The following is a 24,895-nucleotide window of genomic DNA, read 5'->3' as shown; positions in this document are numbered from 1 at the left end:
TTCGCAGCAGACAAGTCGAAGGACGCACGTCAACACCACGCACAGCCGTGCCGGCGGGGGCTCCCGCGCATCCGCACCCAGCCCGCCGCGCACGCAGGAGAGGGAACTGTCATGACCGAGACCGTCGGTACCACGTCCGGACGAGGGAAGAAGGCGACCGCCCCGCGGACCGCGGCGAAGGCCGGCCGTTCCGCGGGCCTCACCGTCGAGCGCATCCACACCACCGCCGGTGTGCACCCCTACGACGAGGTCACCTGGGAGCGCCGCGACGTCGTCATGACCAACTGGCGCGACGGCACGGTCAACTTCGAGCAGCGCGGGGTGGAGTTCCCGTCGTCGTGGTCGGTCAACGCCACCAACATCGTCACCAGCAAGTACTTCCGTGGCGCCGTCGGATCACCGCAGCGCGAGTCCAGCCTGCGCCAGCTCATCGACCGCGTGGTCGGGGTCTACCACCGCGCCGGGGTCGAGAACGGCTACTTCGCCACCGACGCCGACGCCGAGGTGTTCGCCCACGAGCTCACCTGGATGCTGCTGCACCAGGTGTTCAGCTTCAACTCCCCGGTCTGGTTCAACGTCGGCACCAGCTCGCCGCAGCAGGTGTCCGCATGTCTGCCCTACGACTCCCTGGTCAGCACACCCGCCGGCCTGGTGCCGATCGGCGAGCTGGTCGCGCGCGGGGCCGTCGGCACGAAGGTCTTCGACGCCCACGGCCTGACCTCCGTCGTCGCCACCAAGGCCAACGGGGTCCGCGACGTCCTGCGACTGCACACGAGGGCCGGGCACACCCTCGACGTGACCCCGGACCACGTGGTGTGGAAGAGCACCGGTGCGGGCACCGGCCGGTGGGTGGAGGCAGGCTCGCTGGCTGCCGGTGACACGCTCGAGTGGCACCGCACCCGTTCCTACGGGGAGTCGGTGATCGAGGTGGCCCAGATCGCGGAGGCCTCGCTCGCCGGTTGGCTGCAGTCCGACGGGTTCGTCGGGCAGTACGTGATCGGCACCAACCGGTCACTCACGATCGAGGCAATGACGGTCACCCCGGCGGAGCTGGAGTGGGTCACCGGCGCACTCGACACGCTGTTCCCGCAGGTGCACCGGCACGAGCGCCGCGTCGAGACCCGCGACCGGTCACTGGACTGCAGGCGCACCCGCCTGTACGGCCAGGAACTCGGTGCCTTCGTCGAGCGCTGGGGTCTGCGGGCTCGTGGCGCCGACATGGTCGTGCCGCCGCAGCTGTTCACCGCGCCGCTGCCCGTCGTCGCCTGCTACCTGCGAAGTCTCTTCCAGGCCGAGGGGTACGTGTCGGCGCGCGAGCGCTCCACGCTCGTCGGGATGGACATGATCGGCGAGCAGTTGATCCGCGGGGTCCAGTCGCTCCTCGGCCGATTCGGGATCTTCGCCCGGGTCGCCAAGAAGGTCGACAAGCGGGACGACCGACACGACCTGTGGGGCATCCGGATCCAGAACGCCGGCGACCGGCGCATCTTCGCCGACGAGATCGGCTTCATCGACCCGGTGAAGGAGGCCAAGCTGGAGGCCTCGTTCGCCATCCCGGGTCGCCCGGCCCGTGACGTCAAGCGGGTCCAGGTCGCCCGCGTCGAGCCGCTCGGAGCGCAGGAGGTCTTCGACATCCAGACCGAGTCCGGCGAGTTCCTCGCCGACGGTCTGCGGATCCACAACTGCTTCATCCTCGCCGTCGACGACACGATGGAGTCGATCCTCAACTGGTACCGCGAGGAGGGGCTGATCTTCAAGGGCGGCTCCGGGGCGGGCCTGAACCTGTCGCGGATCCGCAGCTCCAAGGAGCTGCTGTCCTCCGGCGGCACCGCATCGGGCCCGGTGTCGTTCATGCGCGGCGCCGACGCGTCCGCGGGCACGATCAAGTCCGGTGGCGCCACCCGGCGCGCGGCGAAGATGGTCGTCCTCGACGTCGACCACCCCGACATCGAGGAGTTCGTCGAGACCAAGGCCAAGGAGGAGGCCAAGGTCCGGGTGCTGCGCGACGCCGGGTTCGACATGGACCTCGGCGGCTCCGACATCACCTCCGTGCAGTACCAGAACGCGAACAACTCCGTCCGCGTCACCGACGAGTTCATGCGCGCGGTCGAGGGGGGCACCGAGTTCGGGCTGCGTGCGCGGATGACCGGTGAGGTCATCGAGTCCGTCGACGCGCGGAAGCTGTTCCGCGGTATCGCCGAGGCCGCGTGGGCCTGTGCCGACCCCGGCATCCAGTACGACGGCACGATCAACGACTGGCACACCACCCCGGAGTCGGGCCGGATCACCGCGTCCAACCCGTGCTCGGAGTACATGCACCTGGACAACTCCAGCTGCAACCTCGCCAGCCTCAACCTGCTGACCTTCCTGGGTGACGACGGCCAGTTCGACGGCGTCCGGTTCCAGCGCTCGGTCGAGCTGATCATCACGGCGATGGACATCTCCATCTGCTTCGCCGACTTCCCGACCGACCCGATCGGCGAGACCACCCGCGCGTTCCGCCAGCTCGGCATCGGCTACGCCAACCTCGGCGCCCTGCTGATGGCCACCGGGCACGCGTACGACTCCGAGGGCGGCCGCTCGCTGGCCGCGGCGATCACCTCGCTGATGACCGGCGCGTCCTACAAGCGCTCCGCGGAGCTGGCCGGCGTCGTCGGCCCGTACGAGGGCTACGCCCGCAACGCGAGCGCCCACCAGCGCGTCATGCGCAAGCACGCCGCCGCCAACGACGACGTGCGCACGTTCCCGGCGAGCACCGGGGTCCACGAGCTGGCGACGATCGCATGGAAGGACGGCCTGGCGATCGGCGAACGCAACGGCTGGCGCAACGCGCAGGCCTCGGTGCTCGCCCCCACCGGCACCATCGGCCTGATGATGGACTGCGACACCACCGGCATCGAGCCCGACCTGGCGCTGGTCAAGTTCAAGAAGCTGGTCGGCGGCGGGTCGATGCAGATCGTCAACCAGACGGTGCCACGGGCCCTGGCGAAGCTGGGCTACCAGCCCGAGCAGGCCGAGGCGATCGTCTCCTACGTGGCCGAGCACGGCCACGTCGTCGACGCCCCCGCGCTGCACCCCGAGCACTACGAGGTGTTCGACTGCGCGATGGGTGAGCGGGTCATCCCCGCGATGGGCCACGTCCGGATGATGGCCGCGGTCCAGCCGTTCCTGTCCGGGGCGATCTCCAAGACCGTGAACATGCCGGAGTCGGCCAGCGTCGCCGACGTCGAGCGGGTCTACCTGGACGGCTGGAAACTCGGTCTCAAGGCACTGGCGATCTACCGCGACAACTGCAAGGTCGGGCAGCCGCTCTCCGCGGGCAAGGCGGCGAAGTCCTCGGGCGGCGGGGAGAAGGAGGTGGTCGTCGAGCAGCGGCCGATACGGCGCCGCCTGCCCAAGAAGCGCCCCAGCGAGACCGTGTCGTTCACCGTCGGCGGCGCGGAGGGCTACCTCACCGCGGGGTCCTACCCCGACGACGGCCTGGGTGAGATCTTCGTCAAGCTCGGCAAGCAGGGCTCCACGCTCTCGGGGGTGATGGACGCGTTCTCGATGTCCATCTCGGTGGGCCTGCAGTACGGCATCCCGCTGGAGTTCTACGTCTCGAAGTTCTCCAACCTGCGCTTCGAGCCGGCCGGCATGACCGACGACCCCGACGTCCGCATCGCCACCAGCGTGCTGGACTACCTGTTCCGCCGCCTGGCGCTGGATCACCTGCCCTACGACAAGCGCGCCCAGCTCGGCATCTTCTCCGCCGACGAGCGCACGGCGCAGGTGGCCGACCAGTACGGCGAGACGGTCGACGTCGAGGGCCTGCGGCAGGGCGTCGAGACCGAACCGCCTGCCGCCGCTGCCCCGGCCGGGGTGTCGAAGGCGCCGGTGGAGGTCGGCAGCTCCACCGAGCTGCTCGAGCTGCGGCTGGGCAAGGCCGCGGACGCGCCGCTGTGCATGACCTGCGGCACGAAGATGCGCCCCGCCGGGAGCTGCTACCTGTGCGAGGGCTGCGGCAGCACCAGCGGCTGCAGCTGACGCGCAGTCCGGAGCCGCGGCGCTGTCGGGGATGGCCCCTGGCAGCGTCGTGGCTCCGAGGCGCGTTCAGCGCAGCGCGACCACCGCGGTCCCGTCGTCGTTCGGCAGCTCGTCGACGACGGCGAGCACGCCGACCGTGAGCAGGTCGGCCGTGCCGTGGTAAACGGACAGGAACGCGGTGTCGGCGGCGTCGCGCCCGGTGCCGATCCGCAGCATCGACGGCCGCGGCGCGAGCCCCGTGGCGTCCACGACCCGCCACGACCCGTCCACCCACGCCTCGACGACGGCGTGGAAGTCCATCGGGTCCAGCCCCGGCGCGTACACGGCCGCGAGCCGGGCCGGGACGTCGCGGGCGCGCAGCAACGCGATGACCAGGTGCGCGTAGTCGCGGCACACCCCCTCGCCGAGCAGCAGCGTGTCGACGGCGTCGTCGGTGGGTCCCGACGAGCCCCCGATGTAGAGCAGCCGCCGCGCCACCCAGTCGCGCACGGCGGTGACCAGCTCGCCGGTGTCGTCGATGCCCTCGAACTCCGCGGCGGCGGGGGAGAGCAGGCGGTCCGAGGGGCAGTAGCGGCTGGGACGGCGGTAGGCGAGGCGGTCGAACTCGGAGTCGACGGGCACCTCCACGGCTCCCTCGACGGTGGCCGAGTACTCCAGCACCGTGCGCCCGACCTGCGCGTCGAGCACGTGCAGCCGTCCACCGTGTGGTGCGGTCACCGCCCGCCACGGCACCGCGGCCCCGTCGCGGGTGATCGACAGCGCCTCCTGCGCCGGGCGCGTGGCGACGGCGACCTGGAACGCGAGCAGTGCGGGCTCGGTGACGTCCAGCTCGATGAATGCGGATACCTGGCGACGGGGCACGGCGCGATCGTCGCAGCCGCCCGTGTCGGCCGCGTGTCGGGCGTCAGCCCGCCTCGTAGCGTGCCGCGCGGATCAGCTCCTCCACCGCTGCGCGCTGCACCCGGAACGAGCGCCCGAACCGCACCGCGGGCAGCTCCCCGCTGTGGACGAGCCGGTAGACGGTCATCTTCGACACGCGCATCCGCTCGGCCACCTCGGCCACGGTCAGGAACGGCGCGCCGATCACCTCCGGCACCTCTGCAGCCATCGTGTCCAGCCTCTCCGTCACCCGCCCGATCAGCGTCTTCGGCGGACAGTAGTGGAATCCGGCTCCCCCTTCGGGGTACGGAGACCCGCACCAACAGGTGACATGCCGGGCCCGCACGGTCGATCGGCACACTGCGTGGCCGCGAGCGAGAGCACGGGCGGGTGACGCCTCGTCCCCACGGGTCGACGCGCACGACATAGGGTCGGCCGGTGATCCTCGACGACGACCCGTCCGGCGACTGGACGCAGACCGGCGTGTTCCGCTGCGCCGCCGACGTCTACCGCATCCCGCTCCCGCTCCCGATGGACGGCCTGCGGGCCGTGAACGTCTACGCCATGCCCGACGCCGAAGGCTGGACGCTGATCGACTCCGGCTGGGCGCTGGCCCAGTCCCGGGAGCTGCTGGCCGCGGCCCTGGACGAGCTGGGGGCGGGGCTGGGCGATGTCCGGCGGTTCCTGGTCACCCACGTGCACCGGGACCACTACACGCAGGCCGTCGCCCTGCGCCGGGAGTTCGGCGGCCGGGTGGCGCTGGGGCTGGGGGAGAAGCCGGGTCTCGACGAGGTCAACCGCGTGGACGAGCACGACGCGTTCCAGGCCCAGCGTTCGCGCCTGCTGCGCGCCGGTGCGCACGTGCTCGTCGAGACGCTCGCGAAGCTGCGGCCCGAGCCGGGCGACCCGTCGGTGTGGGCGGCGCCCGACGACTGGATCACCGACGGCGAGGAGATCGCGGTCGGGCCGGACCGTCGGCTCACCGCCGTCGAGACCCCCGGCCACACCCGCGGCCACCTGGTCTTCGCCGACGACGCGGCCGGCCTGCTGTTCGCCGGGGACCACGTGCTCCCCCGGATCACCCCGTCGATCGGTTTCGAGCCCGCGCCCACGGCCAACCCGCTGGGTGCCTTCCTGGCGTCGCTGCAGCTGGTGCGCTCCCGCCCGGACGCCGACCTGCTGCCCGCGCACGGTCCGGTCGGGATGCGGGTGCACGAGCGGGTCGACGCGCTGCTGGAGCACCACGGCGCCCGCCTGGACGCGACGCTCGCCGCGGTCCGCGAGGGCCGGCACTCCGCCTTCGCGGTGGCCGAGGCACTGACCTGGACGCGTCACGAGCGGCGGCTGCCCGAGCTGGACCCGTTCAACTCGATGCTCGCGATCCTGGAGACCGCGGCTCACCTGGACGTGCTCGTGGAACGCGGTGCGGTGACGGTCGCGTCGCAGGGCGGCGTAGCTCACTACACAACGTGATAACAATTCACTCTCGGTAGGTCCCGTTCGCGCTCGTCGCTCCGGACAGCCGTACGCTCCCGCCCATGTCGGTGGGCATGGGACGCGTGGGGCTGGTGTTGGCCGCCTGCTGCCTCGGGATCTCCGGTGTCGTCGTCGCCACCGACGTCGTGGTGTCCCCCCCGGTCGCCGACCCGACCGTGGCGTTGGCCCCGGCCGCGTCCTCGACCTGCGCGGCGGCCGGGCCGTACGTCGTGCCCGAGCTCGGCAGCGTCGGCCTGCCGCCCGCGCTGCGGCTGTGCCCGTCCGGCCCGCTCACCGTGCGCGTGCCGGGCACCGTGCTCGACGGCATGGACCTGCGCGGCGGCGTCGTGGTCGACGCCCCCGGCGTGGTGGTGCGGCGCAGCCGGATCACCGGGGACGGCACCGGCGCGTACGGCGTGCTCACCACGGCGGCCGGGTCGGTCCGCATCGAGGACACCACGCTCACCGGCCGGTTCGACGAGGCCGCGATCGGCGGGGCGGGCTGGACGGCCGAGCGTGTCGAGATCGTCGGCGTCAGCGGCGACGGCGCCCACGCGGGCGCCGGGAGCAGGCTGCGGGCGAGCGTGCTCTCGCGCTTCGAGCCGGGCGAGGACGTCGACGGGGTGGCGGTGCTCGCTCCCGACGTGGTGGTCGAGGGGACGACCGTGCGCATGGGCGAGCGGCACCGCAGCGCCGTCAGCATCGCGCCGGGGGACGGGCCGCCCGGCCCGGTCGTGGTGCGGAGGAACGTGCTCGGCGGCGGTGACTACACCGTGCTGCAGTCCGTCGGCGCGGCCGACGCCGTGGAGGTCGTGGAGAACCGCTTCGCCCGGGACGCGGGCCGGGCCCCGATGCGGCTGGCCCCGGCCGCCGCGGCGACGGACAACACCTACCTCGACGGTGCGCCGGTCCCGACGGGCTGAACGCGACACGCCCGGCCGACCGCCCGGTGTTGGCTCCGGGCCCGGGGAGCGGGCAGACTGATCACACGCAACTTCGGTGAACTCCCGGTAGCAGGCGCCACGACGCGAGGACGTAGGGGAAGACGATCCTCGTCGACGTTGGAGGTCTGCAGTGAATGCACGCGGCGTGGTCTTCGTCCACTCGTCGCCGACAGCGGTGTGCCCGCATGTCGAGTGGGCGATCTCCGGCGTGCTCGGGACCAAGGTCTCCCTGCACTGGAGCACCCAGGCGGCCGTCCAGGGTCAGCTGCGCGCCGAGTGCACCTGGAGCGGTCCGGCCGGCAGCGGTGGCGCGATCGCCGGAGCGCTGCGGGCGTGGTCGATGCTGCGCTTCGAGGTCACCGAGGAGCCGACGCCGGGCGTCGACGGGGTGCGCTACTGCCACGTGCCCACGCTGGGCCTGTGGAGCGGCCGCGCCAGCGCCAACGGTGACATCGTGATCGGCGAGGACCAGCTGCGGACGATCCTCGCGAGCTCGACGCCGGCGCAGCTGCCGTCCCGGATGCACGACCTGCTCGGCACCGCGTGGGACGAGGCGCTGGAGCCGTTCCGCCACGCCGGTGACGGCGCGCCGATCACCTGGCTGCACCAGGTCGGGTAGGTGCACCGGCGGGACGTCCGGCCCGCCGGCCCTCCCGCACCCGCCGGAGCCCGGGCTCCCGGCCGCCGACGGGTGATGATCGCAACGGAACCGCGGGTGGCGGCGACCACCGTCGGCCGGGTGCGGCAGACTCGACCGCGATCGGGAGGAGTGGGGACAGCTGTGAGCGCACGCGGGACGGCGATCGCCGCGCTGCTCGCCGTCGTGCTGGCGGGCGGGCTGGGCGTCGCCTGGTTCGCGGCCGGGAGGTCCGTGTCGGCCGTACCCCCGCTGAGGGCGGCGCCGCCGGTCCCGGCGGCCGGGGTCGGCGACACGACGGTGCTGCTGTCCGCCGACGCCCTCACCCACCCCGCCCACGAGCTCGTGCGCAGCCAGCTGCAGCTCCACTACGACGCGATCAACCGCAAGGACTACCAGGCGTGGGCGGCCACGGTCGTTCCCGCGCGCAGCGGGTCCCTGGACCAGGAGGCCTGGCTCGACGCCTACGGGAGCACCCGGGACGGAACCATCCGCATCGACCGCATCGACGATCTCGAGGGGGCCCGGGTGCTGGTCCGCGTCCGGTTCGTCAGCACCCAGGCCATCACCGACGCGCCGCAGGACGTGCCGGCCCGCCGGATCTGCTGGCACAGCTCGCTGCCGATGAGTGGCGTGCCGCCGCTCATCGAGCTGACCGGGGCCGGGAGCTCGCGCGCCGAGGCCTGCTGAGGCGCGCCGAGCCCCCGACCGGTCACCTCACGAACGTGATCGCGACGTTGTGCCCGCCGAAGCCGAACGAGTCGTTCACCGCGGCGGTGATGTCGACCTTGCGCGGCTCCCCGGCGACCACGTCCAGCTCGACACCCGGGTCGAGCTCGTCGAGGTTCAGCGTGGCCGGGATGATGCCCTGGGCGATCGAGAGCAGCGTGATGATGCCCTCCACCGCGCCCGCCGCGCCGACCAGGTGCCCCAGCGCCGACTTCGGCGCCGTGAGCACCGGGTGATCGCCCAGCGCCTTGCGGACGGCGCGGGTCTCGCCCACGTCGCCCGCCACCGTGGACGTGGCGTGGCAGTTGACGTGGCCGACGTCGGCCGCGGACACCCCGGCGTGCTCGATCGACCTCGTGATCGCGCGTGCCTGCCCCGTGCCCTCGGGATCGGGACCGGTGATGTGGTAGGCGTCGGAGGTGATGCCGTAGCCCGCCAGCTTCCCGTGGACCGTGGCGCCGCGGGCGGCGGCGAACTCGGCGCGTTCCAGCACCATGATCCCGGCGCCCTCGCCGAGCACGAAGCCGTCGCGGGCGACGTCGAAGGGGCGCGACGCCGCGGCCGGGTCGTCGTTGCGCTGGCTCAGCGTGCGGGCCTGCACGAACCCGGCCACCGTGATGCCGGTGATGCAGGCCTCCGCCCCACCGGCGACCACGACGTCGACCTCGCCGGCCTGCAGCAGGCGCATCGCCCACGCCAGCGCCTCCGCGCCGGATGCGCACGCCGACACCGGCGCGTGCACCCCGCCCCTGGCGCCCAGCTCGAGCCCGACCCAGGCGGCCGGGCCGTTGGGCATGAGCATCGGGACGGTGAGCGGGGAGACCTTGCGCAGGCCGGGGCCCTCCAGCAGGTCGTCCTGGTCGAGCAGGGTGACCGCGCCGCCGATCCCGGTGCCGATGACGACGGCGAGCCGCTCGGGCTCCACCTCCGGAGTGCCGGCGTGCGCCCAGGCCTCCTTGGCCGCGACCAGCGCCACCTGCTCGCAGCGGTCCAGCCGCCGGGCCTGCACCCGCGGGATGACCTCGGTCGGGGACACGGCCAGCGGCGAGGCGATCTTCACCGGCAGGTCGTGCCGGGTGACCCACTCGTGCTCGTCGTCGTCGATGCGCCGCACACCGGAGCGTCCGGCGAGCAGTGCGTCCCAGGTGGAGGTGACGTCGCCGCCGAGCGGGGTGGTCGCCCCCAGCCCGGTGACGACGACCTCGATCGTGGACGGGGAAGGGGCCGTCACTGGTTCTTCGCGATGTAGTCCACCGCGTCACCGACCGTCTTCAGCTCGGCCAGCTGGTCGTCCGGGATCTTGACGCCGAACTTGTCCTCGGCCTGCACGGCGATCTCGACCATCGAGAGCGAGTCGATGTCGAGGTCGTCGACGAAGGACTTCTCGGTGCTGACCTCGGCCGTGTCGATGCCGGCGACCTCCTCCACGATCTCGGCCAGCCCGGCGAGGATCTCGGTGTTGTCTGCCACGGTGGAACTCCTTCTGGTGGTGGAAAATCCTGGGATGGCCGGGGACCCTGCGGAGCTAGGGGAACCGGACGACCTGGCCGGCGTAGGACAGGCCCGCACCGAAGCCTACGAGCAGCACCGTGTCGCCGGATCGGAGGCGGCCGTCGGCGCGCATGTGGTCCAGGGCGAGCGGGATCGACGCCGAGGAGGTGTTGCCCGAGTGCACGATGTCGTCGGCCACGCGCATGTCGTCACGGGCGCCGTGCTTGCGCAGCTTCTTGGCCACGGCCTCCACGATGCGCAGGTTGGCCTGGTGCGGCACGAACACGTCGATGTCGGCGGGGGTGAGCCCGGCCAGCTCGATGGCGCGCAGCGCGACGGGCGCGATCTGTGTGGTGGCCCAGCGGAACACCGCCTGGCCCTCCTGGTGCAGCGCGCCGCCGAGGCGTGACCGGTTGGCCTCCTCGATGCGGATGGTCTGCGCCATGTCCCCCGCGCTGCCCCAGGCCACCGGCCCGACACCCACGGACGCCTCGTCGGCCGCCGCGCCGAGCACCATCGCGCCCGCGCCGTCGGCGAAGATGATCGCGGTGGAGCGGTCGGTCCAGTCCAGCCAGTCCGACAGCTTCTCGGCCCCGATCACGAGCACGTTGCCCGCGCTGCCGCCGCGCACCATGTCGGCCGCGGCGCCGAGGCCGTAACAGAACCCGGCGCAGGCGGCGTTGACGTCGAACGCGGCGGGCGCGTGGATGCCGATGCGCTCCGCGGTCTGGGCGGCGGCGTTGGGGATGGCGTTGGGCATGGTGCAGGTCGCCACGATCACCGCACCGATCTCGGCGGGGTCGAGCCCGGAGTCCTTGACCGCGCGCGTGCCGGCGTCGGCGGCGAGGTCGACGAGCAGCGCGTCCTCGGCGGCGACGCGGCGGCTCTGGATGCCGACCCGTTCGCGGATCCACTGGTCGTTGGTCTCGATCGTGCGCGCGAGCTCGTCGTTGGTGACGACGTGCTCGGGCTGCGCGCTGCCGAGGCCGAGGATGCGGGCACCGGCGACGGCGGGCGCGAGGCGCAGTGCCGTCGCCGGTCCTGGGTGGGTCACGACGATGCTCCGATCAGCTCGTGGGCCGTGCCGAGATCCCCGGGGGTCTTCAGCGCGAGCGTGGTGGTGCCCTTCAGCGCCCGCTTCACCAGCCCGGTGAGTGCCCCGGCCGGCGGCAGCTCGGTCGTGGCGGTGACGCCGAGCGCGCGCAACGTATCCATGCAGGCGTCCCACCGTACGGGCCGGGTGACCTGGTCGACCAGCCGGCGCAGCGCGTCCGCCCCGTCGGTGACGACCGCCCCGTCGGCGTTGGACAGCAGCGGACGGACCGGGTCGGCGGTGTCGATGCCGCCGGCGTGCTCGCGCAGCGCGTCCTGGGCCGGGGCCATGAACCGGGTGTGGAAGGCCCCCGCGACGGGCAGCCGCTTCACCCGCGCCCGCTCCGGCGGGGCGGCCTCCAGCTCGGCCAGCGCGGCGACCGGCCCGGCGGCCACGATCTGGCCCGCGCCGTTGATGTTCGCCGGGTCGAGCCCGAGCTCGGCGAGCCGGGCCAGGACGGCGTCGGGGTCACCGCCCAGCACGGCGGCCATCCCGGTCTCCTCCAGCGCGCACGCCGCGGCCATCTCGCGGCCGCGGACGGCGGCCAGCGCCACCGCGGCGTCGGGGGACAGGACCCCGGCGACGGCCGCCGCGGCGAGCTCGCCGACGGAGTGACCGGCGACCGGCACCGCGGGCGGCAGGTCGAGGCGACCCGCGGCGAGCAGCGCGGCGGCGACGACGAGCGGCTGTGTCACCGCGGTGTCGACGATCTCGTCGGCGGTGGCGGTCGTGCCGAGCCGGACCAGGTCGAGGCCGGCGACGTCGGACCACACCGCGAGCTGTTTCGCGGCGTCGGGGTCCTCCAGCCACTCGACGAGCATGCCGGGGGTCTGGGATCCCTGTCCGGGAGCGAGCAGCGCGATCACAGCGCCCACACAACACGGACCGGGTGCGTCGACGGGATGCCGGGACGCACGAACTCTGACGCATCGATATGGAGGAAACCTCCAAGGTCGAGCCGTACGCCGTCCGAGTATGCCACGTCACACCGGCCGTTCGTTGTAGGGATTCCGCAGGCCATCGGGGTCCAACCTGGCCGCTATGAGCGCCGTGCGCAACACCAGGGCGTCGCGGGGCACGGTCGGGGCCAGGCCGGTGAGCTCGCTCACCCGGCGTAGCCGGTAGCGCACCGTGTTCGGGTGGACGAACAGCTCGCGCGCGCAGGACTCCAGCGCACCCCCGCCCTCCAGGTAGGCGGTGAGGGTCGACAGCAGCGGGCCACCCGCCCGTTCCAGCGGGTCGACGACGTCCTCGACCAGGGTGCGGTGCGCGGCCGCGTCCCCGCACAGCGCCCGCTCGGGCAGGAGGTCGTCGGCGGCGACCGGGCGGGGCGCGCGGGGGCGCCCCGGCGCGGCCCGCAGCCCCGCCAGCGCCTCGCGCGCGCTGGTGTGTGCCGAGGCGAGGTCGGGCGCGACCGGCCCGACGACCACCGGGCCCGGCCCGAACCCGTCGACGAGCCTGCCCAGCCCGCCCCGGTCCCGGACCCCGCCGTCCGGTTCGGACAGCAGCACGATCAGTCGGTTGCCCTGCACGCCGACGAGCACCGACCGGCCCGAGCGCGCCGCGTGCCTGCGCAGCTCCCCGAGCAGCTCCTCGGGGGAGTCGGTGACGGGGCTGCCGGCCACGACGCGCACCGCGGCGGCCGGGTCGAAGCCCAGCGCCGCGGCCCGGGACACCATCGCGTCGTCGGCCTCGCCGCGTACCACCGCGTCGACGACGAGGGCCTCCAGCCGGGCGTCCCATGCGCCACGGGTCTCCGCGGCGCCCGCGTACACGGTGGCCGCGGCGAAGGCGATCTCCCGGCCGAACCGCAGGATCGCCTCGACGAGCAGGCCCCGCTCGGCGTCGTCGGCCGCGAGCGGGGGGAGGTGGTCCTCGAACACGTCGGTGGCGACCCGGACCAGGTCGACGGTCTGGCGCAGCGACAGCCGACGGGCCAGGTCGCGCGGCGCGATCCGGAACGCCTCGGCGGTGAGCCGGATCGTCTCGCCGGGGCGGGTGAGCCAGGCGACGAAGTTGGCCACCCCGGTCTGGGTCACCAGCAGGACCCCGGCCCGCTGCTCGGCGGGGAGCCGCGCGAACCAGTCGAGCCGGACCTGCATCGCGGCCAGGCAGTCGGCGGCCAGCTCGCCCGAGGCCTGCTGCAGGCGGCGCACGGTCGCGGTGGACACCGGGCTCACGCGCGGAACGCTACCGCCCGCACGGGCCGAGGCGCTGCCACGGCGCACACGACTCGGGGCGACGTGACGCAACGAGATGCCGCCCCGGGCCGGCGGTGTCGTGCTCCTCGGCCGTGCGACGTCGCGCACCGCAGAGGCGATCCGAGAGCTGTTCCCCGGGTGTCGCGCCGGACGGCTCCCGAGACCGGCTCGGGCCGCCCGACGCGGTGTGGGCCGGCGGTCGCCGGCCGGGACTCAGGCGAGTGGTTGGACGCCGGTTGCCTGCGGCCCCTTCTGGCCCTGCTCGATGTCGAACGACACGCGCTGGCCCTCGTCGAGGCTCTTGTAGCCGTTGGTCTGGATTGCCGAGTAGTGCACGAACACGTCCGCGCCACCACCGTCAGGAGCGAGGAAGCCGTAGCCCTTCTCGCTGTTGAACCACTTGACGGTGCCCTCTGCCATTCTTGCTCTCCTCGTACCTGGTGCCGGGGCACTCGCCCCCGGCATCGCGCCGCCCGGCGCTATGAGTCCGCGTCCGGGTCGGGACCCCGATCTCCGTCGAGGAGGTCGGCGTCGGGCGGAGCGTATCGCGAACGAGCCGCCGTGCCGAGACCCAACGACCAGGACTTTTCGGCGCATGCACACCGTCGGCGCGCCGACGGCGGGACCCCCCTCGCGGGCCCCGCCGCCGATCTGCTCAGGCGACGCCGCCGTCGCTGGTCTGCGGACCGGCCGCCTGGGGGTCGTCGATCCGGTACTTCGCGGCCGCCTCGGCCACCACGCCGCGGTCGATCTCCCCGCGGTTCGCCAGGCTCTCCAGCGCCGCCACCGCGATGCTCTCGGCGTCGATGTTGAAGTGCCGGCGGACGGCGGGCCGGGTGTCGGACAGCCCGAAACCGTCGGTGCCCAGTGTCGTGTACGGCGCGGGTACCCACTGGCGGATCAGGTCGGGCACCGCGCGCATCCAGTCCGAGACCGCGACCACGGGCGCGTCACCGCCCAGCGCGGACGTGACGTAGGGCCTGCGGCGCTCCCCGTCGGGCTGCACGAGGTTGTGCTGCTCGCACTCGACGCCGTCGCGGCGCAGCTCGCCCCAGCTCGTCACCGACCACACCTCCGCGCCGACGCCCCACTGCTCGGCCAGCAGGTCGCGGGCGGCCAGCGCCCAGGTCATGCCGACACCGGAGGCGATCAGCCGGACCTGGGGCCCGTCGGCCCGCGGGGACTCCAGGTAGCGGTAGATACCGCGCAGCAGCCCGTCGACGTCGAGGTCCTCGGGCTCCCTGGGCTGGACGTAGGGCTCGTTGTAGACCGTCAGGTAGTAGATGACGTTCTCCCCGGTCAGGGTGTCGGTCCCTTCCCCGTACATCCGCCGGAGGCCGTCCTTGACGATGTGCGCCACCTCGTAGGAGAACGCCGGGTCGTAGGACAGGACCGCAGGGTTGGTGGCGGCCAGCAGCAGCGAGTGGCCGTCGTTGTGCTGCAGGCCCTCCCCGGTGAGCGTGGTGCGCCCCGCCGTGGCGCCGACGAGGAAGCCGCGGGCCATCTGGTCGGCGGCGGCCCAGATCGAGTCGCCGGTGCGCTGGAAGCCGAACATCGAGTAGAAGACGTACACCGGGATCATCGGCTGGGCGTGCGTGGCGTACGACGTGCCCGCGGCGGTGAACGAGCCCACCGACCCGGCCTCGTTGATCCCCTCGTGCAGGATCTGCCCGCTCTCGGACTCCCGGTAGGCCAGCATCAGCTCGGCGTCGACCGAGGTGTACTGCTGGCCGTTCGGGTTGTAGATCTTCTCCTTCGGGAACATCGAGTCCATCCCGAACGTGCGGGCCTCGTCGGGGACGATCGGCACGATCCGGTTGCCCAGTTCCGGGTCCTTGACCAGCTCGCGCAGCAACCGCACGAAGGCCATCGTCGTGGCGACCTCCTGCTTGCCCGATCCCTTCCGGACGACCTCGTAGACGTCGTCGCCGGGCAGCACCAGCGGCTTCGACCTGACCCGCCGCGAGGGCAGCGGCCCGCCGAGCGCGCGGCGACGCTCCCTCATGTACTGCAGGGCGTCGTCGTCCTCGCCCGGGTGGTAGTACGGCGGGAGATAGGGGTCGCGCTCCAGCTCCGCGTCGCTGATCGGGATGCGCTGGGAGTCGCGGAACTCCTTGAGGTCGTCGAGCGAGAGCTTCTTCATCTGGTGCGTGGCGTTGCGGCCGGCGAAGTGCGAGCCCAGGCCGTAGCCCTTGATCGTCTTCGCCAGGACGACGGTGGGCTGGCCGTTGTGCTCCAGCGCCGCCGCGTAGGCCGCGTGCACCTTGCGGTAGTCGTGGCCGCCGCGCTTGAGGTTCCAGATGTCGGCGTCCGACAGCGGCTCCACCAGCGCCTTCGTGCGCGGGTCACGGCCGAAGAAGTGGTCGCGGACGTACGCGCCGTCGTTGGCCTTGTAGGTCTGGTAGTCCCCGTCCGGGGTGGTGTTCATCAGGTTGATCAGGGCGCCGTCGCGGTCGGCGTGCAGCAGGGAGTCCCACTCCCGGCCCCAGACGACCTTGATGACGTTCCAGCCCGCGCCGCGGAAGAACGCCTCCAGCTCCTGGATGATCTTGCCGTTGCCCCGGACCGGGCCGTCGAGGCGCTGCAGGTTGCAGTTCACGACGAACGTGAGGTTGTCCAGCCCCTCGGTGGCCGCGATCTGCAGCAGGCCGCGCGACTCCGGCTCGTCCATCTCGCCGTCGCCGAGGAACGCCCACACGTGCTGGTCGGCGGTGTCGCCGAAGCCGCGGTCGCCGAGGTAGCGGTTGAACCGCGCCTGCATGATCGCGTTCATCGGGCCGAGCCCCATCGAGACGGTGGGGAACTCCCAGAAGTCCGGCATGAGCCGCGGGTGCGGGTAGGACGGGAGCCCGTGGCCGGGACCGCCGTGGGAGAGCTCCTGGCGGAAACCGTCGAGGCGGTCGGCGGACAGCCGCCCCTCCAGGTACGCGCGGGCGTAGATGCCGGGGGAGGCGTGGCCCTGGATGTAGACCTGGTCACCCCCGCCCGGGTGGTCCTTGCCGCGGAAGAAGTGGTTGAAGCCCACCTCGTAGAGCGTCGCCGAGGAGGCGTACGACGAGATGTGTCCGCCCACGCCGATGCCGGGCCGCTGCGCGCGGTGCACCGTCATCGCCGCGTTCCAGCGGATCCAGCGGCGGAACTGTCGCTCCGCGTCCTCGTCGCCGGGGAACCACGGCTCGCGGTCGGTGGGGATCGTGTTGACGTAGTCGGTGCTGGTCAGCGACGGGACGCCGACGTGGCGCTCCCGGGCCCGCTGCAGCATCCGCAGCATCAGGTACCGGGCCCGCTGCTGCCCGCCGGCGTCGAGCATCGCGTCGAACGAGTCCAGCCACTCGGCCGTCTCCTCCGGATCGATGTCGGGCAGGTGCGCGGCGAGGCCGTCGCGGATGACGTGGACGCGCCGCGGGGCGGGCGAACTCTGCGGCGTTCCGTCGGTGGTCTGGCCGGTCAAGGGATCTCCCTGGGCTGACTGTATTGCGGGGTCATCCCCTATCGTGCCCTTCGACGCACGATCTCGTAACGCGTGGTTGCGCGCAGACGAGTCACGTGTTCGGATTTCGCATCCGGATGCGGACACCGGAGATGGCACAGGAGAGTGGGGTACACAGGCGTGGTCGCCGCGGATGATGTCGGACGGACACCCGACATCGCGGGCAAGCTCGGCGTGGAGCCGGGCATGGTCGTCCAGGAACTCGGGTGGGACACCGACGTCGACGAGGCGGTGCGCGACGCGGTCGAGGAGAGGGCCGGGGACGAGTTGCTGGACGAGGATGCCGTCGACGTCGTCGACCTCGTCCTGATGTGGTGGCGGGAGGGCGACGGGGATCTCGTGGACGCGCTCGTCGACGCCCACGGTCCCCTCGCGGAGAGCGGTGTCATCTGGGTCCTCACCCCCAAGACCGGCACCCCGGGGCACGTCGAGCCCAGCGAGATCGCCGAGGCGGCCCCCACCGCGGGGCTGTCGCAGACCTCCAACGTCAGCGTCAGCGACCAGTGGGCCGGGGCCCGCCTGGTGGCGCCGAAGGCGGCCAAGTCCCGCCGGTAGCCGTGGTACCGATCCGGTACCGCTGCGGTTCCCAGCAGGAGATCCTGCGCGCCGCGGTCGACCGCTACCTGGGCCTCGACGGTCCGCCCCCACCGGCCGTGGACGAGCGGGTCGGGTCGGGTCGGCCTCGGTGGCGTCGGCATTGCTGCTGGACGCGGACCTGATGCTCACCTACGACGGCCGGCTCGCCGAAGCCTGTCGCGAGAACGGCCTGGCCACGGCGGCGCCGCGGTAGCCACAGCCACGTACTACGCTCGGCGGACCCCAGCACGAGGAGCACATCCATGGCCCCCGAGGTCGGTACCCAGGCCCCTGACTTCACCCTCGACGACCAGAACAAGCAGCCGGTCACGCTCTCGTCGTTCCGCGGCGAGCGCAGCGTCCTCGTGGTGTTCTACCCGTTCGCCTTCTCCGGCATCTGCACCGGCGAGCTGAGCGCGGTCCGCGAGGACCTGGCCAGCTTCCAGAACGACGACGTGCAGATCCTCGCCGTCTCCGTGGATCACCCGTTCGCGCTCAAGGCGTGGTCGGACGCGGAGGGCTACGCGTTCCCGCTGCTCGCCGACTTCTGGCCGCACGGCGCGGTCGCCCGCGACTACGGCGTGTTCAACGACGCCGCCGGCTTCGCCCTGCGCGGCACCTTCCTCGTCGACCGCTCCGGTGTGGTGCGCTTCGCCGAGGTCAACGGCCCCGGCGAGGCCCGCGACCAGGACGCGTGGAAGAAGGCACTCGCGGCGGTGTGAGTTGCGGCGCCGACGCCGTAGGGTGCCGGCGCACACCGGGCGCGTAGCTCAGCGGGAGAGCACTCGGTTTACACCCGAGCGGTCGCAGGTTCGAACCCTGCCGCGCCCACGGCTTGAGTTTGCGGTTCTTACCAAGCGTGGCGTGAGCCCGGCCGACGGCGTCGGGGTTCCGGCCGGTTCCCTCGCCCGAGGTTTCGTATTACGATTTAGCCGTGTGGAGGTGCGCCGGTCGGCGCGCAAGCACGGCGTCGCCGAGAAGGACGCAGAAGGCGACCCAAGTACCAGGACCTCCTCCCATGACACCGAACGAGCCCACGATGAGTAGTCACGAGAACGAACATCGCACCTCGGGTGGCGTGCCGGTCACCGACGAGCTGGTGCAGCGGTCGGCGGATCAGGCCGACGCCGGGTACGGCCCAGCCGCACTGCGGCGGCGTGGTGGACGCCCGCCCTTGGGCTCCGGCCCGGCTGACGTCGTCCCGGTTCGGCTCGACCCCGAACTGCGTGCCGCGCTCGCCTCTCGGGCTGACTCGGAGCACACCAGTGCCAGCGATGTCATCCGGCAGGCGCTGCGCGCCTGGCTGGACGTCGCCTGACCTCGCCGTCCCACGCCGGCCGAAGACGTCCGCGTAACACGAAACGTCGGCGTGACCGGTGGCCGCTACGCCCTGACGATCTCGCCGAGCCCTCGTCGCCAGCTCGCTGAGCATCTCCCTGAAAGCGTGGCATTCGCCGCGTACGAGCCAGTTGTAGGGCCACTGCTGGACGGTCCACATCGGGTCGGGAAGCGGCTGCGCCCACCCCCGGACGATCGGCACAGTGCCCGGCGAGGTACCTATCGCATCATCTACCGAGTCGACGATGCTCGCCGTCGAGTCACTGTGCTTGCCGTGCAGCCTCGCTCGGCCGCCCACCGGCATCGATCATCAGGAGGATCGGCATGAGCACCGAGGACAGCAGGAAGCTCGTCCATCGGCGGCTCGACGAGATCTGGAACCGGGCTGACCGGGCTGTCGTCGACGAGCTGTACGCCGCGGACCACGTCAACCCACGGCCGCGGCATCGTCGCTGGTAGTGCGCGCGGTGCCGACATCACGGATGCGCTGCACGGCTCGACGAAGCGCTGTCACCAGTGACGACCGGTCGCCGATCCTGGTGCAGAGCGAGATCGGACAGGGCTCGGCGTCGGCGATCGGGACGAAGACGACCTCCGGGTGGCGGAAGCTGTCGACGACCGAGCTGCCGGTGATGGCGATGGCCCTGCTCGCGGCGACGACCTCGAGGAGTTCGTCCATGGTGTGGACGACGGGCCCGTAGGTCACCGGGACGCCGCTGGGACGAGGGTCGCAGGCCCACCACCGCACCCACTCCTCGTCGGCCTCGTCGTCGGTGACGTGGGCCTCGCCGTCGAGATCGGCCAGCTCGACGACCGCGCGGCTGGCCAGCCGGTGGCCGGACGGCAGCGCGACGACGCGCGGTTCGTAGCGGAGCACGTCGAGCTGGAGTTCGTCCATGTCGGCGAAGGGCGGTCGGACGAGCGACGCGTCGACGCTCCCGGCGCGGACGGCGGTGACCTGCTCGGGCCAGGGTAGCTGGACGAGCTGCACCGACGCGGCGGGGAAGTCGCGTTGCACCATGTCGAGGATCTGCCGGGTGTGGGTGCCGGTCGCGGCGGTCATGAACCCCAGCCGGAGGACCTCGGCGACGGTGCGACGGTAGGCCTCGACCGCCGCTACGGCCCGGTCGGCGGCGGCCAGGGCAGGGCGGGCTTCGAGAGGAAGCTGCGGCCCGCCTCGGTGGGGACGATCGGGTGCGCGCTGCGGTCGAGCAGCTCGACGCCGAGCGTGCGTTCGAGGGTGCGGATCTGTTTGCTGAGCGCGGGCCCGCTGACGTAGAGGCGCGCCGCGGCACGACCGAAGTGCCCCGCGTCGACGACCGCCACGAGGTAGCGCACCAGGTGCAGGTTGAGGTCCACGGCGACTTCCTCCTCCGTGCAGTGTCGCACGTCATGGTCATCGTGACCGACTGAGCTGGGCAGATAACCACATGGTTCATACCGCCGACGTCAAGTGTCATGGACACGCCCTGGTAGGGGCAGGAGCCTCGACGGCGTCCCACCACTGACGAGGAGTCACCACCATGGGCCGCTACGACAACGAGTTCGTGACGATGTTCGCCGGGCTGGAGCGCGAGCTCGAGACCGTCGAGAACCCGCGCCATCGCGCGATCCTGAAGAACTACCGGATGCACGGCCTGCTCGAGGTCGCCGGGCGCTACAAGGAACTGCTCGCCCCCGACATGACCGTCGAGCACCCGCACTACCGACTGCACGAGGGCGGCCAGACCATCGTCCTCGACGGGATGGAGCAGGTCGTCGGCTTCTACGAGTCGCTGATGGCCGCGAACGCGATCGTCATGTGGGTGGCCGAGCAGGACATCGCCGTCGCCGACCACGGCTTCTCCGGCGAGGTCGTGTTCAACGCGTTCGTCCCCGCGCCGATGCTCGGCGAGAGCGCCTTCACCGACATCCGCGCCGGCGAGGACCCGAGCGAGATGTTCCTCCTGCGCCGGACCCTGGCCTTCGTCTGGCCCTACGACGATCGTTGCCGCCTCATCGGCGAGCACGTCTATGAGGACACGGCATCGCGCGAGATCATCGAGCCGGACCCGGCCGACGTCATCACCGCCGCGCGGGCCGCGGAACTGCTCGCCCCCGAGATCGACCGGGTCCTGCCGTGAGCGCCCCGGCAGGCGGCCGCCTGGCCGGGAAGGTCGCGCTGATCACCGGTGGGGCGCGCGGGCAGGGCCGCTCGCACGCCGTCCGGCTGGCCGAGGAGGGCGCCGACGTCGTCCTCGTCGACATCTGCGCGCCGGTCGCGTCGGCCCCGTACGCGACCGCCGACCCCGCGGACCTCGAGCAGACGGTCACGCTGGTCGAGGAGCTCGACCGCCGCGCTCTCGCCGTCCGGGCCGACGTCCGCGACCTCGCCGCCCTCCAGGCCGCGGTCGACGGCGCCGTCGCCGAGCTCGGCCGGATCGACATCGTCGTGGCCAACGCGGGCATCGCCGGCTACGCCCCCGCGCTGGAGATGGACGAGACCACCTGGCAGGAGATGATCGACATCAACCTCACCGGCGCGTGGAAGACGGTGCGCGCCGCCGCACCCGCGATCGTCGAGGGCGGTCGCGGCGGTCGATCGTGCTCACCAGCTCGGTCGCCGGGTTGATGGGGTTCCCGACCCTGGCCCACTACTGTGCCGCCAAGCACGGCCTGGTCGGGTTGATGAAGGTCCTCGCCGTGGAGCTCGCTCCGCACAGCATCCGGGTCAACTCCGTGCACCCCACGCACGTCGACACCGACATGATCCAGAACCCGGCGATCCACAGCCTGTTCACCGGCGGAGCACCCGACACCGACGCGGCCATGGCCGCCGCCGCGATGAAGGCCATGCACGCCCTGCCCATCTCGTGGGTCGACCCGGTCGACATCAGCAATGCGCTGGTCTGGCTCACCTCCGACGAGGCCCGCTACGTGACCGGTGTGGCGCTGCCGGTCGACGGTGGGATCACCGCTCCGTTCAAGCTCCCCCACGCCACGGGCTGATCACCCGCGCTCACGACACGCAGGGGAAGCCGGCTCGCGGTGGGTGCCACGGTGCACGTCGGCGACGAGTCCCTGCACCCACGGCTGATCGGCGCCGGGACCCGACCACTATCCTCGTGCACGAGCCCGTTCCTCGTGACCTCATCCCGGACGTGGCGGTGCCTGGTGCGGCGGGTCGCCGTCGAAGTGCGGTGCCGGCCTCGCCGTGCACCAGAAGGACGCCCGCGCGATGCATCCGAACAGCCCGCCGAACCCCGGGGACCCCACCCGGCAGCAGTACGACCCCCACGGCGGGCCGTCGAGCCCGTACCAGGACCCGCCGACACTGCCGCAGCAGGCATATCCGGCGGCACCGCAGGCTCCCGCGCAGGACGTCGACCAGAACGGGTCCGCTCCGCCGCCGGACCCACCGGCCCGCCGCCGGCGGCTGCTGCTCGTGGTCGCGGTCGTCGCGGTCGTCGCCGTCGTGGCGGCGATCCGGGTGGCGACGCTGCCGGGTGGAGTCCCCACCGGCGGCGACGACTCGCTGGGGCCGGCCGCGGGAGCGGCGCAGGAGCGCGGACGCCGCCCGATCACTGGGATCGAGCCGTCCACCGGGCGGCAGCTCACCGTCGCCCAGGACGGTTCGGGCGCCTTCAGCACCATCGGTGACGCCGCCCGCGAGGCGGGGCCCGGCGACACGGTGGTGATCTCCGCCGGCACCTACGAGGAATCGCTGGACATCCCCGCCGACGGTGCCCCGGGTGCCTACGTCACCTACCACGCGGCACCCGGTGCCGAGGTCGTCCTGACCGGCGAAGCCGACGACCAGGGGCTGGTGGAGCTCGCTGACCGGCAGTGGATCCGGTTCGTCGGCATCACGATCCGCGACTCGTCCGGCTACGGTCTCTACGCGACCGGGTCGAGCCACATCGTACTGCAGGACGTCGGGATCGACGGCACCGAGGACGGTGGCGCCGTGTTCGTCGACGGTTCCGATGTCCAGGTGTTCCACTCGGAGGTCCGCGGGACGAACTCCCGGGGCCTCGAAGGGCGTAACGAGGCCGTCACCTTCTCCGGCACCGACGGGTTCGAGATCGCCTGGAGCATCGTGGAGGACAACGGCGAGGAGGGCATCGACGCGAAGTACGAGGCCCGCAACGGCAGCATCCACGACAACACGACGCGGGCCAACCGCGGGCCCAACATCTACATCGACGGCGCCAACAACATCGAGGTCTACAACAACCTGGTGCTGGACGCGACGGGGGAGACCAAGGCCGGCATCTCCCTCGGGATCGAGGATCTCTCGGAGACCCGGCGCACCTACGCGATCGACATCTACAACAACGTCATCAGCGGGAACGACGGAGGGATCAGCTTCTTCGTGGAGTCCGAGGGCACGTTCGAGGACGTGTCGATCATCAACAACACGATCGTGGGCAACCGCGGTGACGCCATCGACCCGCAGGACCACTCGTTCGAGGGCACGAACGTGCTGCGCAACAACATCGTCGTCGGGAACGACGACGACAGCGACGGCGACATGGACGTCTTCGACGCCGGCCACAACCTGTTCGGCAGCGCACCGTTCGGGGCCGACGCGGTCGAGGGTGACGTGGTGTTCGTCGATGCCGAGAACGATGACTTCCGGCTGGTCGAGGGTTCGGCCGGCATCGACGCCGGGTCGTCCGACCGCGTCCCGCAGGCGGACCTGCTCGGGACGGCGCGGCCCGAGGGTGAGGTCGATCTCGGGGCGTTCGAAGGGGCGGTGGCGCCCGCGGGATGAGCGCACCCGCAGCTGGGCCGGTGCAGTAGGCCGCTGCGGGAACCAGCGGTCAGCGTTGCTGGATCGACCCGACCCCGCTCACATCCTCGGTGACCTGCGGGTCGCCGATGTATTCGACCGAGCCCACCCCGCCGACGGCCGCGTCGAGGCGGTCGCTGACGCGCACGACGGCGCTGCCCGCCCCGTTGACGTCGACCTCGGCGGTGGCGCTCTGCAGGTCCTCTCCGTCGTACTTGCCGGTGCCGCTGATCGTGACCGACTGGGCGTCGGCGGCGCCGGACGCAGTCACGTCGCCGGCCCCGCTGAGCTCGACGGTCAGCCGGTCGGTTGCCACGTTGGCGGCGGTGGCGTCGCCCGCGCCGGAGACGGTGATCGAGTCCAGGGTGGCGACCGTCAGCGTGTAGACGATCGGTCCGCTGTCGACGATCTCGGACCCCGGCACGACCCCGAGCACCAGCACGCCGTCGGACACCTCGCTCGTGAGCAGCGGGAGCACGTCGGCGTCGGCCTGGATGGAGAGCGACTCGGTGCCCGTCTGGTCGATGCGCAGTTCGCCGACCGACGCGAGGTCGACCCCGGTGAACCCCCGCACGTCCCGGATCTCGCCGCCGGATCCGGGATCGCTCGCCGTGGCCGCGGTGGTCGGGGCGGTGGTCGGGACGGCGTCACCGGTGGTGGGGGTGGCACCGCACCCGCTGAGGACGACCGCGACCAGCACACCGACGACACCCCGGATTCCGAGCATGCTGCAGGGTAGGGCCGCGAGCGTGTTCGCGTCATGGCCCAAGTGGTGGTGGGTCGGTAGCCGTCGAGTGGCAGTCCCCTGTGTCCCCGCTGGGCCTACTCCCGGTAGTCGTGGGGCTGGGTCCAGTACCGGTGCCCGGTCGGGGTGATCCACTCGACGCGGCGGTCGTCGTGGAGGACGACCTGCCAGCCGGGATGTTCTTTCATGTGATGGTGGGTGGTGCATGCGGTGCACAGGTTGGCCTCGTCGGTGACCCCGCCGGTGTTCCATGGGGTGACGTGGTCGAGTTCGCAGGTCGCCGCGGCGCGGCGGCACCCCGGGGTGCGGCAGGTGACGTCGCGGCCGCGGACGAAGTCGGCGAGCCCGGCGGGGGGTCGGTACACGGTGCGCCCGTAGTCGAGCAGGGTTCCGGAGGCGGGGTCGACGAGCAGGCGCCGCCAGACGGCGTCGGTGGCGATGTCGCGGGCCAGGTGCGCGGGGATGGGGCCGTACCCGGACAGTTCACACGGCTGGT

At 72.2% G+C, this 24,895-nt stretch carries 25 protein-coding genes, 1 tRNA gene and 1 pseudogene; 14 read left to right on the top strand and 13 right to left on the bottom strand.

Going from position 1 to position 24,895, the window contains the following annotated elements:
• Nucleotides 1-111: 111 nt before the first annotated feature.
• On the top strand, nucleotides 112-4,026 hold the full coding sequence (locus Q1K26_RS05935) for a vitamin B12-dependent ribonucleotide reductase (RefSeq protein ID WP_300008230.1): 3,915 nt from the start codon (nucleotides 112-114) through the stop codon (nucleotides 4,024-4,026).
• A 66-nt stretch (nucleotides 4,027-4,092) separates the two neighbouring features.
• On the opposite strand, the gene Q1K26_RS05930 is transcribed toward Q1K26_RS05935, so the two are convergent.
• Nucleotides 4,093-4,887 (bottom strand): transglutaminase family protein, encoded by a 795-nt coding sequence (locus tag Q1K26_RS05930; protein WP_300008229.1) that lies wholly within the window; start codon nucleotides 4,885-4,887, stop codon nucleotides 4,093-4,095.
• Between the two features lie 43 nt (nucleotides 4,888-4,930).
• Nucleotides 4,931-5,134: a helix-turn-helix domain-containing protein gene (locus Q1K26_RS05925; RefSeq protein ID WP_300008227.1), complete on the bottom strand. Its 204-nt coding sequence runs from the start codon at nucleotides 5,132-5,134 to the stop codon at nucleotides 4,931-4,933.
• Nucleotides 5,135-5,343: 209 nt separating this feature from the next.
• Here Q1K26_RS05925 and Q1K26_RS05920 point away from each other — a divergent pair, with 209 nt between their 5' ends.
• From Q1K26_RS05920 to Q1K26_RS05905, 4 genes are all read left to right on the top strand, one after another.
• Nucleotides 5,344-6,378 carry an MBL fold metallo-hydrolase gene (locus Q1K26_RS05920; protein WP_300008225.1) on the top strand — a complete coding sequence of 345 codons (1,035 nt, stop codon included), beginning with the start codon at nucleotides 5,344-5,346 and terminating at the stop codon, nucleotides 6,376-6,378.
• A 65-nt stretch (nucleotides 6,379-6,443) separates the two neighbouring features.
• Nucleotides 6,444-7,304 carry a hypothetical protein gene (locus Q1K26_RS05915; RefSeq protein ID WP_300008223.1) on the top strand — a complete coding sequence of 287 codons (861 nt, stop codon included), beginning with the start codon at nucleotides 6,444-6,446 and terminating at the stop codon, nucleotides 7,302-7,304.
• A gap of 151 nt (nucleotides 7,305-7,455) precedes the next feature.
• On the top strand, nucleotides 7,456-7,944 hold the full coding sequence (locus tag Q1K26_RS05910; protein ID WP_300008221.1) for a DUF3145 domain-containing protein: 489 nt from the start codon (nucleotides 7,456-7,458) through the stop codon (nucleotides 7,942-7,944).
• 162 nt (nucleotides 7,945-8,106) lie between these two features.
• Nucleotides 8,107-8,652, top strand: a complete 546-nt coding sequence (locus tag Q1K26_RS05905; RefSeq protein ID WP_300008219.1) for a hypothetical protein — start codon at nucleotides 8,107-8,109, stop codon at nucleotides 8,650-8,652.
• Between the two features lie 22 nt (nucleotides 8,653-8,674).
• Here Q1K26_RS05905 and Q1K26_RS05900 read toward each other — a convergent pair whose 3' ends face one another.
• From Q1K26_RS05900 to aceE, 7 genes are all read right to left on the bottom strand, one after another.
• A complete protein-coding gene (locus tag Q1K26_RS05900) occupies nucleotides 8,675-9,922 on the bottom strand; it encodes a beta-ketoacyl-[acyl-carrier-protein] synthase family protein (protein WP_300008217.1) in 1,248 nt (415 codons plus the stop codon).
• A complete protein-coding gene (locus tag Q1K26_RS05895; RefSeq protein ID WP_300008216.1) occupies nucleotides 9,919-10,161 on the bottom strand; it encodes an acyl carrier protein in 243 nt (80 codons plus the stop codon). The genes Q1K26_RS05900 and Q1K26_RS05895 overlap by 4 nt, the downstream gene beginning before the upstream one ends.
• 55 nt (nucleotides 10,162-10,216) lie before the next feature.
• On the bottom strand, nucleotides 10,217-11,236 hold the full coding sequence (locus tag Q1K26_RS05890) for a beta-ketoacyl-ACP synthase III (RefSeq protein ID WP_300008214.1): 1,020 nt from the start codon (nucleotides 11,234-11,236) through the stop codon (nucleotides 10,217-10,219).
• Nucleotides 11,233-12,141 (bottom strand): ACP S-malonyltransferase, encoded by a 909-nt coding sequence (locus Q1K26_RS05885; RefSeq protein WP_300008247.1) that lies wholly within the window; start codon nucleotides 12,139-12,141, stop codon nucleotides 11,233-11,235. Before Q1K26_RS05885 ends, Q1K26_RS05890 begins: the two co-directional genes overlap by 4 nt.
• A gap of 117 nt (nucleotides 12,142-12,258) precedes the next feature.
• Entirely contained in the window at nucleotides 12,259-13,455 is a 1,197-nt protein-coding gene (locus Q1K26_RS05880; protein ID WP_300008212.1) for a helix-turn-helix domain-containing protein, read from the bottom strand.
• 234 nt (nucleotides 13,456-13,689) lie between these two features.
• A complete protein-coding gene (locus Q1K26_RS05875) occupies nucleotides 13,690-13,896 on the bottom strand; it encodes a cold-shock protein (RefSeq protein WP_300008211.1) in 207 nt (68 codons plus the stop codon).
• Nucleotides 13,897-14,131: 235 nt separating this feature from the next.
• The gene (gene aceE, locus Q1K26_RS05870; protein ID WP_300008209.1) at nucleotides 14,132-16,927 is read right to left on the bottom strand and encodes a pyruvate dehydrogenase (acetyl-transferring), homodimeric type; all 2,796 of its coding nucleotides are present in this window, start codon (nucleotides 16,925-16,927) and stop codon (nucleotides 14,132-14,134) included.
• Between the two features lie 159 nt (nucleotides 16,928-17,086).
• On the opposite strand from aceE, the gene Q1K26_RS05865 reads away from it, so the two are divergent.
• The 5 genes from Q1K26_RS05865 to Q1K26_RS05845 all read left to right on the top strand — a co-directional run bounded on the left by Q1K26_RS05865 (nucleotide 17,087) and on the right by Q1K26_RS05845 (nucleotide 19,339).
• Entirely contained in the window at nucleotides 17,087-17,521 is a 435-nt protein-coding gene (locus tag Q1K26_RS05865) for a DUF3052 domain-containing protein (protein WP_300008245.1), read from the top strand.
• 284 nt (nucleotides 17,522-17,805) lie between these two features.
• Entirely contained in the window at nucleotides 17,806-18,264 is a 459-nt protein-coding gene (locus Q1K26_RS05860; RefSeq protein ID WP_300008207.1) for a peroxiredoxin, read from the top strand.
• Nucleotides 18,265-18,301: 37 nt separating this feature from the next.
• Nucleotides 18,302-18,373: transfer RNA gene (locus Q1K26_RS05855), tRNA-Val, on the top strand.
• 208 nt (nucleotides 18,374-18,581) lie between these two features.
• Nucleotides 18,582-18,860, top strand: coding sequence for a ribbon-helix-helix protein, CopG family (locus Q1K26_RS05850; protein WP_300008206.1), 279 nt, complete (start codon nucleotides 18,582-18,584; stop codon nucleotides 18,858-18,860).
• Between the two features lie 344 nt (nucleotides 18,861-19,204).
• Nucleotides 19,205-19,339 (top strand): hypothetical protein, encoded by a 135-nt coding sequence (locus tag Q1K26_RS05845; RefSeq protein ID WP_300008204.1) that lies wholly within the window; start codon nucleotides 19,205-19,207, stop codon nucleotides 19,337-19,339.
• On the opposite strand, the gene Q1K26_RS05840 is transcribed toward Q1K26_RS05845, so the two are convergent.
• Entirely contained in the window at nucleotides 19,308-19,943 is a 636-nt protein-coding gene (locus Q1K26_RS05840) for a LysR family substrate-binding domain-containing protein (protein WP_300008202.1), read from the bottom strand. The two genes, Q1K26_RS05845 and Q1K26_RS05840, sit on opposite strands and share 32 nt — an antisense overlap.
• Before the next feature lie 53 nt (nucleotides 19,944-19,996).
• Entirely contained in the window at nucleotides 19,997-20,239 is a 243-nt protein-coding gene (locus Q1K26_RS05835) for a LysR family transcriptional regulator (protein ID WP_300008199.1), read from the bottom strand.
• 164 nt (nucleotides 20,240-20,403) lie between these two features.
• Between Q1K26_RS05835 and Q1K26_RS05830 the strand changes: the two genes are divergently transcribed.
• From Q1K26_RS05830 to Q1K26_RS05820, 4 genes are all read left to right on the top strand, one after another.
• The gene (locus Q1K26_RS05830; RefSeq protein WP_300008197.1) at nucleotides 20,404-21,003 is read left to right on the top strand and encodes a hypothetical protein; all 600 of its coding nucleotides are present in this window, start codon (nucleotides 20,404-20,406) and stop codon (nucleotides 21,001-21,003) included.
• Nucleotides 21,000-21,491 (top strand): SDR family NAD(P)-dependent oxidoreductase, encoded by a 492-nt coding sequence (locus tag Q1K26_RS28680; RefSeq protein WP_363320428.1) that lies wholly within the window; start codon nucleotides 21,000-21,002, stop codon nucleotides 21,489-21,491. The genes Q1K26_RS05830 and Q1K26_RS28680 overlap by 4 nt, the downstream gene beginning before the upstream one ends.
• Complete coding sequence (locus tag Q1K26_RS28675; RefSeq protein ID WP_363320427.1) at nucleotides 21,464-21,868, top strand: SDR family oxidoreductase; 405 nt, start codon at nucleotides 21,464-21,466, stop codon at nucleotides 21,866-21,868. Before Q1K26_RS28680 ends, Q1K26_RS28675 begins: the two co-directional genes overlap by 28 nt.
• A gap of 229 nt (nucleotides 21,869-22,097) precedes the next feature.
• The gene (locus Q1K26_RS05820) at nucleotides 22,098-23,636 is read left to right on the top strand and encodes a right-handed parallel beta-helix repeat-containing protein (RefSeq protein ID WP_300008195.1); all 1,539 of its coding nucleotides are present in this window, start codon (nucleotides 22,098-22,100) and stop codon (nucleotides 23,634-23,636) included.
• Nucleotides 23,637-23,685: 49 nt separating this feature from the next.
• On the opposite strand, the gene Q1K26_RS05815 is transcribed toward Q1K26_RS05820, so the two are convergent.
• Nucleotides 23,686-24,381 (bottom strand): DUF2807 domain-containing protein, encoded by a 696-nt coding sequence (locus tag Q1K26_RS05815; RefSeq protein WP_300008193.1) that lies wholly within the window; start codon nucleotides 24,379-24,381, stop codon nucleotides 23,686-23,688.
• A gap of 95 nt (nucleotides 24,382-24,476) precedes the next feature.
• Nucleotides 24,477-24,895 (bottom strand): annotated as a pseudogene (locus tag Q1K26_RS05810) (hypothetical protein); the annotation flags it as partial.

The organism is Pseudonocardia sp., from assembly GCF_029263155.1.
In the GTDB taxonomy this organism is placed as follows: Bacteria; Actinomycetota; Actinomycetes; order Mycobacteriales; family Pseudonocardiaceae; genus Pseudonocardia.
The sequence above is the reverse complement of the archived record's forward strand: the minus strand, read 5'-3'. Positions and strand labels throughout refer to the sequence as shown.

Excerpts from the sequence above, each read along its gene's own strand:
- Q1K26_RS05860 (WP_300008207.1), top strand. The coding sequence starts at position 17,806 with ATGGCCCCCGAGGTCGGTACCCAGGCCCCTGACTTCACCCTCGACGAC.
- Q1K26_RS05850 (WP_300008206.1), top strand. The coding sequence starts at position 18,582 with ATGAGTAGTCACGAGAACGAACATCGCACCTCGGGTGGCGTGCCGGTC.
- Q1K26_RS05935 (WP_300008230.1), top strand. The coding sequence starts at position 112 with ATGACCGAGACCGTCGGTACCACGTCCGGACGAGGGAAGAAGGCGACC.
- Q1K26_RS05820 (WP_300008195.1), top strand. The coding sequence starts at position 22,098 with ATGCATCCGAACAGCCCGCCGAACCCCGGGGACCCCACCCGGCAGCAG.
- Q1K26_RS05815 (WP_300008193.1), bottom strand. The coding sequence starts at position 24,381 with ATGCTCGGAATCCGGGGTGTCGTCGGTGTGCTGGTCGCGGTCGTCCTC.
- Q1K26_RS05840 (WP_300008202.1), bottom strand. The coding sequence starts at position 19,943 with ATGACCGCCGCGACCGGCACCCACACCCGGCAGATCCTCGACATGGTG.
- Q1K26_RS05830 (WP_300008197.1), top strand. The coding sequence starts at position 20,404 with ATGGGCCGCTACGACAACGAGTTCGTGACGATGTTCGCCGGGCTGGAG.
- Q1K26_RS05875 (WP_300008211.1), bottom strand. The coding sequence starts at position 13,896 with ATGGCAGAGGGCACCGTCAAGTGGTTCAACAGCGAGAAGGGCTACGGC.
- Q1K26_RS05925 (WP_300008227.1), bottom strand. The coding sequence starts at position 5,134 with ATGGCTGCAGAGGTGCCGGAGGTGATCGGCGCGCCGTTCCTGACCGTG.
- Q1K26_RS05915 (WP_300008223.1), top strand. The coding sequence starts at position 6,444 with ATGTCGGTGGGCATGGGACGCGTGGGGCTGGTGTTGGCCGCCTGCTGC.
- Q1K26_RS05845 (WP_300008204.1), top strand. The coding sequence starts at position 19,205 with ATGAGCACCGAGGACAGCAGGAAGCTCGTCCATCGGCGGCTCGACGAG.